Genomic DNA, 15,489 nt, shown 5'->3' on the forward strand with positions numbered 1-15,489 from the left:
CCTTAATCAAACTTCTACTGCGGCATCGGATGCCAAAAATTGTGTCAGGTAATGATTAAATTGTTGAGAGGCATCGAGATAACTGGCATGGCCTGCTTTTTCGAGGTAACTCAATGGGCAACCTTTTTGCTGTGCCAGCTGTTGTACTTTTTCGGGTGGGGTGATGGTATCGTCGAGACCAACCACCATTTGTACTGGCCCTGAGAACTGCTCAAGATAATGACCAAGATCATCGTGTGCCAACATCCATGCTGCTGCGAGAAAGCCGTTTGGATTGAGTTGGCTCATGGTTTGTCTTACCCAATCAACTTGTTGTTTGCTAGCTGCCGGGCTGAGTAAGGCTGCCGCTCGCTGTTGTGCATAGTTTTCAATGCCTAAATTAAAAACAATGTCTTCACGCTGTTGATAAACTTGTTGTTGCTCTGTTTTGCTTTTTGTTGCGTAACCTTGCGCTGGATTGGCTAAAAATACGCTTTTTATCTTGCTCGGATATTTCGCTGCAAATGCACTCGCTATTAATGCACCGAGTGAATGACCGACAAGAACAACCGAGGTCAGCGCCAAGCCGTCAATAAAAGCGGCTAATGCATCAGCATAATCAATGGCAGTAGGGTGCTGGTTACTGAGAGCTTGACTGTTACGGTAACCGGGCGCATCCCATGCAATCAGTCGATAATGTTGTGTCAGTGATGACTCTGCCAATTGATAAACCCATGAAGCCGATCCTGAGCTGATGCCATGCAATAGAATGATGGCATCACCGCTGCCTGCCTCTCGCCAATTCAAAAAATATTGGCCAAAATTGGCAGATTGGATTTCAGGTAATTGTTCACTTGGCAGTTTCATCACTGAGTTCTCCTATTAACCACGTTTTACTTTTGATAATGGGTGATCTTCTGGGTAAGTCGGGATCGCTGGTTTTGGTGTGCCAATCATTACACACATAAGCGCTTCTTCTTCGCCGTGGTTGAATAAGCCACGATAGATACCCGCTGGTACAGAAATGAGGTCACGCTCCTTCAACACAGTTTCATATTCTTCGTCACCATCTTTGATAAATAAGGTAATGGTGCCTTTAAGCATGAAAAAGACTTCTTCTACATCTGGGTGCAAATGAAGAGGGCCTTCACATTTCGCCGGCAGCACCATGGTCGAAAAAGTAAAATTTTCAGCGGGTACAGTGTTTGCATCATTGGCGACACCCGTGGCGCCAGTACCGATATAACGCATTTGTGCGCGGCGGTATTTAGGATCGAAGTCAGCCTGAAATTTCAGTGCGTTCCAATCATATTTGCGGCCTTCAAAACGTGCGATGCGTGATTCAACCCAATCTGCGATTTCAATACCTTGTGGTTTTATTTGGTTCAGTTGTTGTGACATAGTGCTATCTCCTAATACTGAGTTTTTAATCAATATTTCTTAATGAGTGGCAGAAGTAACAAGCTGCCGATTAAACCGATAATAACGATAAATAATAATCCGCTATCCATATCGTGGGTCATGGTGATCAGTACCCCCATTAGCAGTGGTGCGGCTGCACCAGCAAGGTTACCGAGTCCATTGAAAATACCGCCCGCCAGTGCACTGACTTGTTTTTGGGTCGCTTTAGCTAACAAGGCAAAAATATTCGGTGCACCTGCGCCCCACATAAACATGCTGAATGCCATCATCAAAATAATGCTGTAGGTATTATCGAGGAATAACACACCCGCCAACCCAGCCACTGCACCAAGCAATGAGATAAAACAAACTAATGCACGGCGATCATAGCGATCTGAAAGCCAAGCACCGATAGCCTCACCAAATAACATGGCGATAAAAGGCAATGAGGAGAGGATCCCTGCATGTTCTAAATTGATGGATTTGCCTTTAATCAAGTAGCTTGGTAACCAACCATTCATTCCCCAGAGGTAAACTAAGAAGGCAATGTTAAACAAGCAGATGACCCAAAAGTGGCTATTACGTAGTAAAATGTTGCGCTGTGTTTTTGTTTCAGCAATTTCACTGGCTGAAACCTGACCATTCGCACTTTTGGCTTGTCTATTAGCTAAATTAGGATGGCGAATACCGATAATGATCAGCCACCAAACAGGTACAGTAAAGGCCGCCATGACAAAGAAGGTGCTTTGCCAACCGAAGTTATGAAGCAAATATAAGGAAATAGGGAAGCCTAGTGCTGCACCGATAGGGGTGCCAAGTAACCAAAGCATTGTGGCTCGTGCCTGCATTTTTTGTGGAAATGTTCGACGAACGATGGCGTAAGAGATGGCAAGTAATGGGCCTTCAGCGATACCGAGTAAAATACGCAGAAAAACCATGGTGCCGTAATGGTGGGTAAAACCCATAAAAATCATTAAAAAGCACCAACTGCTGACCATAAAAAGCAGCATTTTAGTTGGATGGAACTTATCGCCAATACCACTGAGTAGCATTGATGAAACGCCATAAGCAAAAAGAAAGGCGCTCATTAATAATCCAAGGCGAGTCGGGTCAAAATCGATGCCAAGGGCTTTTTGAAATTGTTCATCAGAGAACAGCGCTGCAATACTAATTTTGTCAAAAAAGGCGAGCAATACGCAGGAAAACAGCCCAATTGGAATGAACCAATTCACTTTTTCTTCCTGTTGTGTTTCTAGCTCACTAGTCACTGAGGAAACAGAAACTTGTTGGTTTGCCATGTTGTTTCTCCTACTCGCTTATTTACTTCAGCGACATCAGTGAAAAATTAGGATCTGCAAGCTCTGAAGGCGATAGCTTACGGTTGTTTTGCATCCATCGTTTGCCCAATTTAATAGCTCTGGCATCATTGAATGACACCATTTGGATCAGCTCATTGGCCTGATTGAGTGAGAAATAAATTTCAGAATTGGGTGTAATACGCTGAATATGTTGTGTGGCGTCAGTCGTTGGAATGCCAAGTATTTGGATATTGTCTTGGTATTGATCTGACCATAACCAAGCGAGGTCACTAAAAGGTTCACTGTGTTCATTAAGCATCGCTTTTGCTGTGGAAATGGCTTGGTTTTGTGCATACGCCCAAGACTGTAAACACAGCGATAATGTAGGATGACAAGCGACATCGCCCGCGGCATAGATGTCAGGGTGTGACGTCTGTCCTTGGCCGTTAATGACAATGCCATGAGTTAATTCAAGACCCGCAGCAGCCGCTAATTCTAAATTTAGCTCGACACCAATACCCATAACGGCAAGGTCAAAAGATTGGCTGGCTTGTTTATCACAACTTATTGATAACTGCTTGGTCGTTTCATCAAGGCAAATATCGCCACAATCAGTGATGATATTGACGCCTGCTTGTTGATGTCGCTGCGTTAATGCATCAGAAACAGAAGCGGGGACACTGCGTTGACACAGGCGTATTTGACGCTCAAAAACAGTGACTTCAAGTCCCATCTGGCGAGCCGAGGCGGCAACTTCTAAACCGATCCATCCACCACCGATAATGGCAATGTTTTTTGCTTTAAGCATGGCTGCGCGTAAGTGTTGTGCATCATCCCATGAACGAAGTGTGAAAACTCGTGGGTGCGCCTGCCAAGCAGAAGAGAGGTAACGTGCTCGACCGCCTGTTGCAATTAATAATTTATCAAATGTGATATGACGTCCATCACTGAGTAAAACGTATTTATTTTTAGGGTCAATTGTCGTTGCGCGGAGTGGTCGATACCATGTGATGTTTAATGCTGCGGTTTCTTCTTCATTGAATAAACGCGATAGCGATAAATCGTGCTGTTTGAGAGCCGCTTTGGATAACGGTGGTCGTTCATAGAAATCATGTGACTCATCACTGATCACGGATAAAATCCCTTGATAGCCTTCATCTCTTAAGGTTTTGGCCGCCCAACCTCCAGCTTGGCCTCCACCAATAATCACGATCCCACCATTGATAACCTGTGTCATGGTCTCACTCCTTTTCTTTTTTGACTTGGCGGCGAGTTTCGTGGTCGATGCCACCTTCGACTGCCCATTCAGTAAAGGAAACTAAAGAGTGTTCTAGTTCGCGAGGTTGCCACTTTTCCGTTAAGTAGTCGTCATTGGTATAGTATTCAAACGCTCCTCCCGTTGGGCTGTTGACATACCAAAAGTAAGCGGATGATATTGGATGGCGACCTGGGCCGATAAATGTGCTCCAGTGCTGGCGGTTCATCGCTAGTCCACCACCAATGACTTCATGAATATCGCGTACGGTAAAGGCGACATGGTTCAGGCCACGCCCACGGTGTGGTAGCTTGAGTAAAAAGAGATTGTGATGGCAGCCATTTATTTGAGTACGTAAAAAAACGGCGCGATCGATATAGCGGTCAGACACTTGGAAACCGAGTTTCTGGCAATAAAAAGCTTCTGTTGCTGGCAAGTCATCAACAAAAAAAACCACGTGACCGATATTAATTGGGGTCGCTTTATCGTAAACCGGGCTTGGAGCATCAATACGGCGAATGTCACCCCATTGATTAATTGGTGAAACTGCAACGGAAACAGGCTGCTGTTGGGTGATAGTAAAAGCTACGCTCATGCCGTTTGGGTCAAGGCATTCAGCGCCATATTCTGTACGTTTGAATTGAGGACAATCCGCAATTTTTTTGATGATATGTTCAAGCTCTGCTGCATCTTTCACGCCCCAAGTGATACGGCGTAAGGTTGAGCCTGCTTCAAAAGGAGCGGGTAAGTGAGGGGCATCAATTGTTGAAACGGTGACGCTAGCTCCTGATAACGTGGTGAAATGAGATGGGTTATTGGGGGATTTGTGCAAGCCAAAATCCTGCAAAAACTGCTGGCAAGCCGCGATGTCATCGACCCCAAATTCTAATTTTTCGATACCAATGACTGACATAATTTAATCCTCATATAATAATTTGGTTATTGCCAACTTAGATTTGGGGCAAGCAGAGGCCGCTGGCTTATGCAATAAACCTAATGTTCAGTGTGATTGTTGAGTAGTGCTATATCGCTTTAGCGGATGTCATCCCACCAATAAATTCTGTGAGTTTTTGAGCTGCACTCCTGACTTCATTTTGTAATCGTTGGCGTTCTTGGGCTGGGATACTATCCATTGGCATCATAATGCTAATGACCGCCTCGACACCGTTGTCTCGGTTATAAACGGGGTAAACAATGGAAGAAATTCCACGTCGATAGAAAGACTCCCCGATAACATAGCCCCGTAATCGGTCGGCTTGGATCATATTCCAAAAAACCTGTTTACTGCCCGCGTCATCAGGTAATTCATCGTCTGGATAGAGCTCATCAAATTCAGCTCGGCTTAATCCACTTAATAACATGCGTCCAAGCGATGTTCGATGCGCCAGTAAACGCGTTCCAACACTAACATGGTTAATTTTTGACTCAGCACCACTGACGCGAGCGATATAAATAATGTCTTGGCCATCACGTATCACAAGGTGACTATTACACTGACTGCGGTCACGCAACTGCTCTATGATAGGTTGCCCCAGTTGAGTCAGATCGAGAGAGGCAATATAACCTAAGCCTAAACTGAGCACTTTACGACCCAAAGAGAATGCGCCAGTCCTTGGGTGCTGTTCGATAAAATCTAAATGTACTAACGTTTGGATGGCTCGATAAGCCGTTGCTTTTGGCATATCAACCAGACGTAAAATTTCAGCGAAAGTCAGTTCGCGATGCTGCTGTGCAAGGAGTAATAAAAGCTGTAATCCTTTTTCTAAACCGGGGATCAAATATTTGCATGTTGAACTCAAAGTTTTAGCCTCCCCGCATCAGCGGCGCCATTAGTTAAATACAAATCCACCGTTAACTGGGATCAGCTGCCCAGTGACGAAATTAGCCATTGGTGAAAGCAAATATAGAACTGTTCCGGTAACATCTTCAGGTTGCTGCTCACCTTGCAGCGCTCGCCCATTTTCATACAGTTGGTGGCGTTCAGCGGGAACATATTCTGTCGCTTCAACTTTGGTCAGACCCGGCGCGATGGCGTTAACACAAATCTTTTGTGCGCCTAGCTCACGTGCCATGGAGCGGGTCATGCTAATAATTGCGCCTTTGCTAGCGACATACGCCATCAGTCGCGGGGCTCCCCACAGGGCGGTATCTGATGCAATATTGACGATTTTGCCATGTTCACTTTGACGTAAGTAGGGCAGCGCCGCCTTGGTGACGAGCCATGTGCCCTTAACGTTAACGGTCATCACTCTATCCCAAAGGTCGAGGTCATATTCGTCTAATGTTTTACCGCCAACACCTGTTGCGAGGGCTGCATTATTCACTAATCCATCAATTGCGCCTTGCTGGCCGATTTGCTGAAAAACACGCTCTATAGCGTCGGGATCGGCAATATTCAAATGATGTCCTTCAGCGGTTAAACCTTCTTGTTGCAGTTGTGCGACACTCTGCTGTAAGCGTTCTTTTAGAATGTCACACAGCACAACATGAGCGCCTTGTTGAGCAATCGCTTGAGCGAAACTAAAGCCTAAGCCTCTCGCTGCGCCCGTAATAACAATACGTTTACCCGCCAGTAGGTCATGCATTTGACATTTCCTTATTATAGAGTTGGTCAAATTGCTTTTTGGCTTCACGCTGCATAATGCGACGTAGACGTGATAAACCAACATCATGTTGATAAAGGAATTCTTGCTGGCGAGCATTTGGCGCCATGTTTTCTAAAATGATACGGTCTTGCTCTAACACATCCCAATGCAGGCCTTCTAATCGATTGCGATACATAAAGCGCCAGAGGTCGCGTTGCCAATCTTTGACTTTACGGATGCGCCAAAAGAAAACGCGTGTATTAAATCTGTCTTCAGGAACCACCATCCCGATGATCCAGAAGTGTCCGCCGGGCCCAAAGCGCTTTTGATACGGGATAGATAAGCGGAGCCAGTGAGCACCTGTGCTGGCAAATTCTACCCAGTCAAAGTTGACGCCGATTTGGTCATTTTTGCGGAAAATAAAACCGTTTTGAGTCGGCTCTAAAATCATTTCCGATTGTTTATCACCATCAGCCATAGAGTGAGAAGATGAATGTAAATACGTGCCATGCATTGGGTCCATGACGTTTTCAAGCGCATATTGATAGTTGCAATTCCATGTCGCGGTACATAAAAAATTACTATGATTTTCGCTATCAGCTAACTCTTCTGGGAATTCGAGTGATGGCGGTGCTTCATCTTCAATAGCAAAGTAGAGAAAAATAGCACCATGCAATTCTTGAACAGGGTAGGTTTTTAAACACTTTTGGCCTTCGAGAGGGCATTGATTGACCGCAGGAACATCTTTAACAATACCATCACCACCAACTTCAACACCGTGATACCAACAAGCAATGCGTTCACCTAGGTTCCAGCCCATGGATAAACGAGCACCGCGATGTGGGCAGCGATCTTCCAGTGCATGAATTTGCCCTTTATCATCGCGCCATAAAACAATTTGTTCTTCGAGGCGGGTAATACCAATTGGGTTGCTCGTGACTTCCCAGCTTGATAAAACGGGATACCACTGACCTCGCAGTCCAACATCTAAGTAATCTTGATAGTTTTGAAGTTGTGTTTTGGTTGTCATAATTTGCTTCCTGTTATCGGAGGTATCATTCGTTATTATTATTTCTGTAAGATAGCGGTGAATTAATACCCATTTACTTGGAGAAATTCGCGAAAACTTGCTTCATTCCATGGTTGGCCTTGTCGGTCAAACAATTGTTTTTGATTTAGTGAATCAATGATTTGCTCAAGGGTTTCAATACCCGAAGCAAACAAGGTTTCTAACATCGCGATCAGCGCGACTTCATATTCATCAGGGATCCGCGAACGAGTTTGCCAAACGACATTGGGTGCGGCGCCGGGTGATTGGATCTGGCCTTTACCCCCTTCTCTTGCTGGGATAATTTGATGATTTGCAGGTAAGAAAGGGTTAAAATTTTGTATTGGATCCATGTCTACTCCTCAATCAAACTGATTTCGATTCGGTCATCAACAACACGTGTTTGGTATGTTTGCAGATCACGGCCACCTGGCTCACGTAGACACTTACCTGTTCGAATATCAAACACGGCTTCGTGCAGTGGGCACTCAACTTTGCCATCTTCAACAAAGCCTTGGCTGAGTAGGGCATAGGCATGCGGGCAAACATCTTCCATGGCGTAGTATTGGTCTTCGACGAGAAAAACGCCGATCTCGGTATCCTTGACGCGTGCTGAATAAGGAAATTCTTCTTGTACTTGCGAGACATCACATATCGCTATCCAACTCATCTTGTTTCCTCTCTCTACAGCTAAATAATTTTGTTTCATATATAAAACATTGTTTATTATTTAAAACCAGACTAATTGGTAGGGTGATAAGTAGTCAATCAAATGTTATGGCTATGTAAATTGATTGTTTTAAAATGTGCAGTATGTCGAGGTTATGGTTGATTTTAGTTTCATATAAGAAACAAGTTGTGGATTATTGCTCTGAAACATGAAAGGAAAAATAGGCTGTTTAGTTTATTTCATCATAAATTAGTCATGAAACACTAAAAAAGTAATCGGTGGGTGTTTTTTATGCTTTTATCGTTATTTCGACGATAAGTTTAGGTTGGAAACTATTAAGTCGATATTTTTGTTAGTAGTAGATAGATAATAATTATTATATTACAAAATGTTATGTTTTTTCTATAGAAAACCCACCTAAGTGGGTTGACCTTTTAACGTACAGTTAAAACAGAAATTTTAGAGTTTTGAATGATCATTGAAGCGGTAGAACCAAGAAAATAGGTAGACATACCCGGTCGTCTTGAACCGATAACAATCAAGTCTGCTTGAATATCATCAGCAATACGTAAAATTTCATCTCTCGGTGTACCCATGACCACTTGAGCAGTAAATTTTTCTTTGGGTAATTCAAATTCATTAATAATATCAACTAATTGCTTGGTGACTTTATCTTGTTCACTGTCTGCTTTTTCCGCGAAGCCAAAGCCCATAGAGGTATAAAAAGGAACGGTTGGAATTATTGCTAAAAAGTGAATATGAGCATTTTCTTCCTCAGAAAGATACCTAATGTGAGGAAGTACCATATGAGCTAAACTTTTTTCTGTAATATCAATAGGAACTAAAATTTTTTTATACATATTGTTCTCCGAACAATCATCGATAGTGCTTTAAAAATAAATCAGGTCATAAAGATAAAAAACGTTCAATCTATAAGCAGTTCTAGAGTGACCAGTGGTGAAAAGAATACATCATTATAACTAGTAATACTTTGACGGCGGATTTAAGTTAGAAATTAATGTTAAAAAATGTAGGTCAAATAAGTATTGATTATCTCGTTTGTGCTGATTGCCTATCATTCTCATTGGGTATGCGATATGGTTTGTCAATTGTATCGCTTTGAGTTGCTGCGATAACTAGTCTAAAAATTTTTTATACTCTAAATAATTCGAAGTGCAGGTAGGTGGTCGACAACCCTGTAATTTTAAGTATGACGAGTATAACCATAAAGGGAAGCACCATGAGTAATATCACAATCAAAACAGCTGAAGAAATTGAATTGATGCGTGAATCCGGTCGTTTATTAGCCAAAGTATTTGCAATGCTAGATACTTTCATCGTGCCAGGTATTACTACTATGGAAATAAATGACAAAGTTGAAGATTATATTGTCAATGATTTACAGGCAAGACCAGCCAGTAAAGGGCAATATGATTATCAGTATGTTTTAAATACCTCATTGAATGAAGTGGTTTGTCATGGTGTTCCAAAAGTTGATGAGCATTTGAAGGCAAAAGATATTATCAACGTTGATATTACATTAGAAAAAAATGGCTTTATTGCTGATTCAAGTAAAATGTATGTGATGCCTGAAGCATCGCCACTGGCTCGTAAATTAGTTAAAGACACTTACGAAGCCATGTGGGAAGGTATTAAACAGGTAAAACCGGGCGCAACATTGGGTGATATTGGTGCCGCTATTCAACATCATGCTCAAACCAATGGCTATAGTGTGGTTCGTGAATACTGCGGTCATGGTATAGGTCGTGAGATGCATGAAGACCCTCAAGTACTACATTATGGCGTTCGTGGTCAAGGGATTGAATTAAAAGAAGGGATGATATTCACCATTGAGCCGATGATCAACCAAGGTGGCATGAAGATCAAAACTAAGAAAGATGGTTGGACAGTGGTCACTCGAGATAAAAAACTTTCAGCCCAGTCAGAACATACTATTTTAGTCACAGCCACAGGCTATGAGGTATTAACCTTGCGTAATGAGGAGAAAAAATTTATTTCCTCATCTGTCTTTAAGTCATAACGGATTACTTTTATGATCTTGTAGGTTAAAACCTTAAGGCCGCGAAAGCGGCCTTTGTGCTAACTAAGGGGTGTAATAATTAATTTCATATTGCTGTGCATATTGGCTATTTGGGTTTAGTTGTTCAAATAAAAAATCAATCATTACTCGTGTCTTATGGGGTAAATAACTTCGATTAGGATAAACGGCGTAAATGGCGTGTTGTGGTAGTGAATATTCAGTAAGTAAAGGCACTAGCGAACCATTTTGTAGATATGGAGCTGCAATAAAGCAAGGCAATAAAGCAATACCAATATCTTGCAAAACGGCTTGTAATAGTGATTCACTGTTATTGACGATAAATTTACTATTAGGGCTAATGTTTTCGGTGGTTTTCCCTTTATAGAAAATCCATTCTTGTCCTGATTGATATAATGAATAGAACAGACAATTATGGCGTTTTAAGTCCACAGCTTGTTTAGGTATTCCATGCTGTGCTAAATAATTGGGCGAAGCACACAATGCACTATAGCAAGAGGTTATTTTTCGCCCAACTAGTGAAGAATCAGGCAAATGACCAATACGTATGGCAACATCAAATCCTTCGGCGATTAAATCAACCACTTTGTCATCTAAAATCATTTCAGTTTGCAAGTCAGGGAATTGTTTTAAGAATTTAGGCATCAACCTTGATAAGTGTAATGTACCAAATGACATGGGAACTGTGATTTTTATTCTACCTGCAGCTTTGAGATTTAACTGGGTGATAGCGTCTTTTCCTTGCTCAATGAAAGAGTAGGATGTTTTTAAGTATTCAATATAGGTCGTACCTATTTCAGTTAAGCTAATTTTACGTGTTGAACGATTGAATAATTTTACGCCTAGTTGACTTTCAACAGTGCTAACTGATTTACTCACGGCAGACTTGGTCATATGTAACTTTTCAGCCGCTCTGGTGAAACTTAAGTTTTCTGCAACTTCGATTAAAATAGGAATAGCATTTAAATCATGCATATTGTTGACTCAAAATAAACACAGTGTTTCCTATTCTATAGATTAATTAATACCATTAGCAAAACTATAATGAAGCTCCCTCAATAAAAAAGTTTCCTTATGAAGAATAAAATATTGTTACCTTTACTGGCTATTATGTCAGGAGTGTTGCTCACCTTAATGATCATGAGCAACAGTTATTTATCGCAATTTACATCACCACTAAAAGCCTCTTGGTTAACTCACGGAGTAGGCGCTGTTTTTTCTTTTGCTGTGTTTATGTTATTCAGATTGAGAAATAAACACGTGGTATTAAAGGGTAAAACAAGCATAATCAGTTATTTAGCTGGGATTCCTGGCGCATTCACTGTATTACTGGCTGCAATTACTGTGAATAGCCCACTGTCTTTATCAGGAAGTATCGTTTTGATGTTGGTCGGGCAAGTGGTGTTTGGCCTAGTAATAGACTATTTCGGTTTCTTTGGTTTAAGAGTAAAAGGAAAACGGATAGATACGAGTGATTTAATCGTATCGGCGTTATTTATTCTAGGCAGTACATTGATTGTATTAGGGAAATAGAAATGTGGTTTTTTGTTAGTATCGCTTTGCTGAATGGATTATGTATTGTGTCAAGCCGAACGCTCAATGGCGCATTGGCACAAAGTAAAAATGCATTTTATGCTTCTTTAGTTAATCATATTGTGGGTTTCTTATTTTTGGGATTAGTTTTGATTTTTCAAGGCGGTTTATATATCCAAAATATTCATCAGATCCCTCTAGTTGCATTTGTTGGTGGAGTGATTGGCGCATTTTTTGTCGTGATTAATAGCTATGTTTTACCTAAATTGGGTGTCACATTGACAACTTTATTGGCGATTAGTGGACAAGTGGTTTCAAGCTTTGTATTAGATATTTTTAATGGGCATACTGGTAGCTATTTAACCCTCCAGCTATTCGGATTAATGCTAATTATTACTGGCGTTCTCTATCAGTATATGAAGTCTGAAAATTAAAACTCATGTTGGTGTGATGGTTCAATTATCACACCAAGCATAGTGATATTACTGTCGCATACCAATGGCAATACGATTCAACGCACTCATTAGCCCTATGGCAAGGGTTAAATCAGAGATTTGTGCATCAGAAAAGTAGTGTTTAAGGTTTTGAAATAACTCATCGGGTGCAACAGTTTGAGCAATATTAACCAGCGATTCAGTCCAAGCAAGAGCGGCACGTTCTTCGACAGTAAAATGTGCACTGACTTGCCAACCCGCTAAGCTGTCAATTTTTTTATTGCTGATGCCACGTTCTCTCAATGATGCAGCATGCATTTCTAAGCAAAAAGCGCATCCATTCATTTGTGAAACACGCAAGTTAACTAATTCAATCAGTTCAATCCCTAATCCACCTTTTTCTAACGCTTTCTTACAATCAATTAAACCTTTATAGGCTTCAGGTGATAACTTGCTATAGACTAGGCGTAGTGTACTCATAACAATTTCTATCCTTATCAATATAATATGATGATTTATTGGTAAAGATAGTAATAATAAATTGTCCTATAATAAAGTGACAAAAATGGTAAAAATAACTAGGACAAGATAGAGGGTAATATGTTTAAGGTTGATAGTACGCTTAATGAGCCATTGTATATGCAGCTGTATCATCGGTTTCGTGATGCAATCGAGTCAGGACAACTGCTTGCGGGGCAAAGAGTACCTTCGATCCGTACTTTAGCCAGTGAATTAAACGTTGCTCGAGGAACTGTTGAACTTGCTTATCAGCTGTTGACCAGTGAAGGTATATTGATTGGCCGAGGGGCTAAAGGCACGTTTATTGCCTCAATGGCGAATTTTTTGCGTAATACAAAATCCATCACAGCGAACCAGTTACATCAAGATAATCCATGTGCTGAGGGGACTCATTTTTATCATGAAAATGAATTATTGCCTTTTCAACTTGGGATCCCTGCTTTAGATGTATTTCCTTTGACGTTGTGGAGTCGGTTAACGCATCGAGTGTTACGTAATATCGAACCCGTGCAGCTTGGTTACCCTGATCCACAAGGTTTTATGGGGTTAAGAGAAGCGTTAGCGAGTTATTTGGCGGTATCGAGAGGCGTAGCTTGCTCACCTGAGCAAATATTTATTTCATCTGGTTATAGGGCGAGTTTATTTTTAATTCTACGAAGCTTATTTCAAGAAGGGGATATTGGTTGGTTTGAGGAGCCTGGTTATCATATTGCTCGGGAATTCCTGCAAAAAATGGGAATGGTTTTAGTCCCCATTGGTGTTGACGATCAGGGAATGGATATTGATTTAGGCAATAAAATGGCTGTGAATGCAAAATTTGCCTTAGTGACACCGACTCATCACAGTCCAACCAATGTTACGTTATCATTGAAAAGGCGCATGGATTTACTTAAATGGGCAAACCAACATGCAAGTTGGGTGATTGAAGATGATTACGACAGTGAGTTTCGTTATTTAGGCCGTCCAATTCCTGCGTTGAAAAACCTAGATAAAGATCATAGGGTTATTTACTGCGGAACCTTAAGTAAGGTGCTGTTTCCCTCTTTACGCCTTTCATACACCGTTGTGCCGATTAACCAAGTGACTCAATTTCAAAGCACAGCGCGATCATTAGGAGGAACTAGCCCTATATGGACACAACAGATTTGCCAACTGTTTATTCAAGAAGGGCATTTCTCACGTCATTTACGAAAAATGCGCAATTTATATAAGCAGAGACGGCAATACTTAATTGATGCTATCACTCAAGTTTTCGCTGGTATCTTATTAGTTCATCAGCAGTCTGGTGGAATGCATATTGTTGCTGAGCTAATTAATGGGCAGTCAGCGGAAAAATTTGTGATGCGAGCGAATAAGCAAGGTTTCGCTATTCAAGCACTTGATAGTTGGATGCAGTCTAATAACTCTTCGCAAATTATATTATTAGGGTTCACTAATATTAAGAATTCACATGATGCATTCGACTTTTGTTTGCAATTAAAGAAAATTATCACTGTTTAAACTAAATAAATTGTTTAATATTAGTTATTCTCTTTTTTTGCAATATAGTTTGAGGTGTAAATATTATTAATGACTAAAGAAATAACGTATTTATACTAATTCTTATCCATGCGAGTATCTATCTGTATGCTATTTTGTGTTAAATAATATAAAATAGAATGTTTAATTAATGGTTGTAACTTTGCCTTGTTATGTATAAGGCTCACTTTATCATTATTATATCCTTGATTTATTAATAGTAATAGTAATAGTAATAGTAATAGTAATGGTAATTATTGAATGATAATTAATTAAATTTGGTAAGATTATGAAAATCTATACTCTAAATAATTCGAGGTGCAGCTATGCAACGAGTGAACGTAGTCACTTATACCTTAACGAAAGGTACTGCAACTTGAAGTATGACGAGTATATATAACTTGATGACCTTACATAATTATAAGGAGGCTTCATTTATTGACAATAAACTAGCACTCCATTTAGGAGGTATCATTATGCATGAAAAAAATATCGATTTTTGGGAGCAGGTTTTTCGCTGGGTTCAACTCAATTTTCCATTATTAAGTGGTGTTATGTTAGCAACGCTGATTGCATTTATTCGAGAATGGCGAGATGGCAATAGTACATGGCAATCATTAGCGGAAGCAGTGATTTGTGGGGCAATTACCGTGAGTGCGATCCGTGCACTGCAATGGTTATTAGTTTATATGAATTATTCTGAGGCTTGGTCATCTCTTGCTGAATTTTGTGGAGCCATGATAGGTTTTCTTGGTACAAAAAAGATTAGCTGGATTGTGGATTCACTTTTGATTTCAATGAAAAAACGTTATGGAGAAAAAGAATAATGTTAAATAATGAGATATATTGACAGAATTAAGTTTTACGATAAGCCATCAATCAGGCTTATCGAATATATGGATCTTATTATTAATAATCACTTATACTCGTCATATTTCAAGTTGTAACGTTGTTGCCTACATTTACACACGTCAGTCATATACTTTTGTATGCTCCTAGCGATTCGTTCACCTGTCGCCTAGCTGCACCTCGAATTATTTAGAGTACAGCTACTATATTTTGTTTGTCTTTCCTATCAGTTAGGTGAAACTCAGAGGTAATGATTATTCGTTGGGTATTCTATTAAGGCACTTTGATTAGTATTTCTTTGAATTTTACATTCTTGGTTAATTCAGTTTTATATCTTATCA

The 15,489-nt window shown here is 40.6% G+C and carries 18 protein-coding genes; 5 read left to right on the plus strand and 13 right to left on the minus strand.

Annotation, left to right across the window (positions count from 1 at the left end):
- Positions 1 to 6: 6 nt before the first annotated feature.
- The 11 genes from AC3Z9T_RS10180 to AC3Z9T_RS10230 all read right to left on the minus strand — a co-directional run bounded on the left by AC3Z9T_RS10180 (position 7) and on the right by AC3Z9T_RS10230 (position 9,096).
- Positions 7 to 846 (minus strand): alpha/beta fold hydrolase, encoded by an 840-nt coding sequence (locus tag AC3Z9T_RS10180; RefSeq protein ID WP_490126271.1) that lies wholly within the window; start codon positions 844 to 846, stop codon positions 7 to 9.
- 15 nt (positions 847 to 861) lie between these two features.
- Entirely contained in the window at positions 862 to 1,380 is a 519-nt protein-coding gene (locus AC3Z9T_RS10185; protein ID WP_490126048.1) for a cupin domain-containing protein, read from the minus strand.
- Between the two features lie 29 nt (positions 1,381 to 1,409).
- Positions 1,410 to 2,678 carry an MFS transporter gene (locus AC3Z9T_RS10190; RefSeq protein ID WP_490126049.1) on the minus strand — a complete coding sequence of 423 codons (1,269 nt, stop codon included), beginning with the start codon at positions 2,676 to 2,678 and terminating at the stop codon, positions 1,410 to 1,412.
- Positions 2,679 to 2,700: 22 nt separating this feature from the next.
- Positions 2,701 to 3,915: an NAD(P)/FAD-dependent oxidoreductase gene (locus AC3Z9T_RS10195; protein ID WP_490126050.1), complete on the minus strand. Its 1,215-nt coding sequence runs from the start codon at positions 3,913 to 3,915 to the stop codon at positions 2,701 to 2,703.
- 4 nt (positions 3,916 to 3,919) lie between these two features.
- Positions 3,920 to 4,846 carry a VOC family protein gene (locus AC3Z9T_RS10200; RefSeq protein ID WP_490126051.1) on the minus strand — a complete coding sequence of 309 codons (927 nt, stop codon included), beginning with the start codon at positions 4,844 to 4,846 and terminating at the stop codon, positions 3,920 to 3,922.
- Between the two features lie 109 nt (positions 4,847 to 4,955).
- Positions 4,956 to 5,732: an IclR family transcriptional regulator gene (locus AC3Z9T_RS10205; protein WP_490126052.1), complete on the minus strand. Its 777-nt coding sequence runs from the start codon at positions 5,730 to 5,732 to the stop codon at positions 4,956 to 4,958.
- 30 nt (positions 5,733 to 5,762) lie between these two features.
- Positions 5,763 to 6,518: an SDR family oxidoreductase gene (locus AC3Z9T_RS10210; protein ID WP_490126053.1), complete on the minus strand. Its 756-nt coding sequence runs from the start codon at positions 6,516 to 6,518 to the stop codon at positions 5,763 to 5,765.
- Positions 6,511 to 7,548, minus strand: coding sequence for a Rieske 2Fe-2S domain-containing protein (locus AC3Z9T_RS10215; protein WP_490126054.1), 1,038 nt, complete (start codon positions 7,546 to 7,548; stop codon positions 6,511 to 6,513). The genes AC3Z9T_RS10210 and AC3Z9T_RS10215 overlap by 8 nt, the downstream gene beginning before the upstream one ends.
- Positions 7,549 to 7,610: 62 nt before the next feature.
- Positions 7,611 to 7,919 carry a recombinase-like helix-turn-helix domain-containing protein gene (locus AC3Z9T_RS10220; protein ID WP_490126055.1) on the minus strand — a complete coding sequence of 103 codons (309 nt, stop codon included), beginning with the start codon at positions 7,917 to 7,919 and terminating at the stop codon, positions 7,611 to 7,613.
- Between the two features lie 2 nt (positions 7,920 to 7,921).
- A complete protein-coding gene (gene nirD, locus AC3Z9T_RS10225; protein ID WP_490126056.1) occupies positions 7,922 to 8,236 on the minus strand; it encodes a nitrite reductase small subunit NirD in 315 nt (104 codons plus the stop codon).
- A gap of 434 nt (positions 8,237 to 8,670) precedes the next feature.
- A complete protein-coding gene (locus AC3Z9T_RS10230) occupies positions 8,671 to 9,096 on the minus strand; it encodes a universal stress protein (RefSeq protein WP_490126057.1) in 426 nt (141 codons plus the stop codon).
- A gap of 380 nt (positions 9,097 to 9,476) precedes the next feature.
- Between AC3Z9T_RS10230 and map the strand changes: the two genes are divergently transcribed.
- The gene (gene map, locus AC3Z9T_RS10235; RefSeq protein ID WP_490126058.1) at positions 9,477 to 10,277 is read left to right on the plus strand and encodes a type I methionyl aminopeptidase; all 801 of its coding nucleotides are present in this window, start codon (positions 9,477 to 9,479) and stop codon (positions 10,275 to 10,277) included.
- A 63-nt stretch (positions 10,278 to 10,340) separates the two neighbouring features.
- Here the strand turns inward: map and AC3Z9T_RS10240 are convergent, their stop codons facing one another.
- Positions 10,341 to 11,270 (minus strand): LysR family transcriptional regulator, encoded by a 930-nt coding sequence (locus tag AC3Z9T_RS10240; RefSeq protein ID WP_490126059.1) that lies wholly within the window; start codon positions 11,268 to 11,270, stop codon positions 10,341 to 10,343.
- Between the two features lie 99 nt (positions 11,271 to 11,369).
- Here AC3Z9T_RS10240 and AC3Z9T_RS10245 point away from each other — a divergent pair, with 99 nt between their 5' ends.
- Complete coding sequence (locus tag AC3Z9T_RS10245; RefSeq protein WP_490126060.1) at positions 11,370 to 11,828, plus strand: DMT family transporter; 459 nt, start codon at positions 11,370 to 11,372, stop codon at positions 11,826 to 11,828.
- Positions 11,829 to 11,830: 2 nt separating this feature from the next.
- Positions 11,831 to 12,262, plus strand: a complete 432-nt coding sequence (locus AC3Z9T_RS10250) for a DMT family transporter (RefSeq protein WP_490126061.1) — start codon at positions 11,831 to 11,833, stop codon at positions 12,260 to 12,262.
- Between the two features lie 48 nt (positions 12,263 to 12,310).
- Here the strand turns inward: AC3Z9T_RS10250 and AC3Z9T_RS10255 are convergent, their stop codons facing one another.
- On the minus strand, positions 12,311 to 12,742 hold the full coding sequence (locus AC3Z9T_RS10255; RefSeq protein ID WP_490126062.1) for a carboxymuconolactone decarboxylase family protein: 432 nt from the start codon (positions 12,740 to 12,742) through the stop codon (positions 12,311 to 12,313).
- Between the two features lie 120 nt (positions 12,743 to 12,862).
- Here AC3Z9T_RS10255 and pdxR point away from each other — a divergent pair, with 120 nt between their 5' ends.
- The gene (gene pdxR, locus AC3Z9T_RS10260; protein ID WP_490126063.1) at positions 12,863 to 14,281 is read left to right on the plus strand and encodes a MocR-like pyridoxine biosynthesis transcription factor PdxR; all 1,419 of its coding nucleotides are present in this window, start codon (positions 12,863 to 12,865) and stop codon (positions 14,279 to 14,281) included.
- Positions 14,282 to 14,775: 494 nt separating this feature from the next.
- Positions 14,776 to 15,126: a phage holin family protein gene (locus AC3Z9T_RS10265; protein ID WP_490126064.1), complete on the plus strand. Its 351-nt coding sequence runs from the start codon at positions 14,776 to 14,778 to the stop codon at positions 15,124 to 15,126.
- Positions 15,127 to 15,489: the final 363 nt, after the last annotated feature.

This window comes from Providencia sp. 6390, from assembly GCF_058148425.1.

Bases quoted from the DNA above. Each gene is read 5' to 3' on its own strand.
- AC3Z9T_RS10250 (WP_490126061.1), top strand. From the start codon at position 11,831: ATGTGGTTTTTTGTTAGTATCGCTTTGCTGAATGGATTATGTATTGTG.
- AC3Z9T_RS10220 (WP_490126055.1), bottom strand. From the start codon at position 7,919: ATGGATCCAATACAAAATTTTAACCCTTTCTTACCTGCAAATCATCAA.
- AC3Z9T_RS10215 (WP_490126054.1), bottom strand. From the start codon at position 7,548: ATGACAACCAAAACACAACTTCAAAACTATCAAGATTACTTAGATGTT.
- map (WP_490126058.1), top strand. From the start codon at position 9,477: ATGAGTAATATCACAATCAAAACAGCTGAAGAAATTGAATTGATGCGT.
- AC3Z9T_RS10240 (WP_490126059.1), bottom strand. From the start codon at position 11,270: ATGCATGATTTAAATGCTATTCCTATTTTAATCGAAGTTGCAGAAAAC.
- AC3Z9T_RS10200 (WP_490126051.1), bottom strand. From the start codon at position 4,846: ATGTCAGTCATTGGTATCGAAAAATTAGAATTTGGGGTCGATGACATC.
- AC3Z9T_RS10210 (WP_490126053.1), bottom strand. From the start codon at position 6,518: ATGCATGACCTACTGGCGGGTAAACGTATTGTTATTACGGGCGCAGCG.
- nirD (WP_490126056.1), bottom strand. From the start codon at position 8,236: ATGAGTTGGATAGCGATATGTGATGTCTCGCAAGTACAAGAAGAATTT.
- AC3Z9T_RS10185 (WP_490126048.1), bottom strand. From the start codon at position 1,380: ATGTCACAACAACTGAACCAAATAAAACCACAAGGTATTGAAATCGCA.
- AC3Z9T_RS10245 (WP_490126060.1), top strand. From the start codon at position 11,370: ATGAAGAATAAAATATTGTTACCTTTACTGGCTATTATGTCAGGAGTG.
- AC3Z9T_RS10265 (WP_490126064.1), top strand. From the start codon at position 14,776: ATGCATGAAAAAAATATCGATTTTTGGGAGCAGGTTTTTCGCTGGGTT.
- AC3Z9T_RS10230 (WP_490126057.1), bottom strand. From the start codon at position 9,096: ATGTATAAAAAAATTTTAGTTCCTATTGATATTACAGAAAAAAGTTTA.
- pdxR (WP_490126063.1), top strand. From the start codon at position 12,863: ATGTTTAAGGTTGATAGTACGCTTAATGAGCCATTGTATATGCAGCTG.
- AC3Z9T_RS10255 (WP_490126062.1), bottom strand. From the start codon at position 12,742: ATGAGTACACTACGCCTAGTCTATAGCAAGTTATCACCTGAAGCCTAT.
- AC3Z9T_RS10190 (WP_490126049.1), bottom strand. From the start codon at position 2,678: ATGGCAAACCAACAAGTTTCTGTTTCCTCAGTGACTAGTGAGCTAGAA.
- AC3Z9T_RS10180 (WP_490126271.1), bottom strand. From the start codon at position 846: ATGAAACTGCCAAGTGAACAATTACCTGAAATCCAATCTGCCAATTTT.
- AC3Z9T_RS10195 (WP_490126050.1), bottom strand. From the start codon at position 3,915: ATGACACAGGTTATCAATGGTGGGATCGTGATTATTGGTGGAGGCCAA.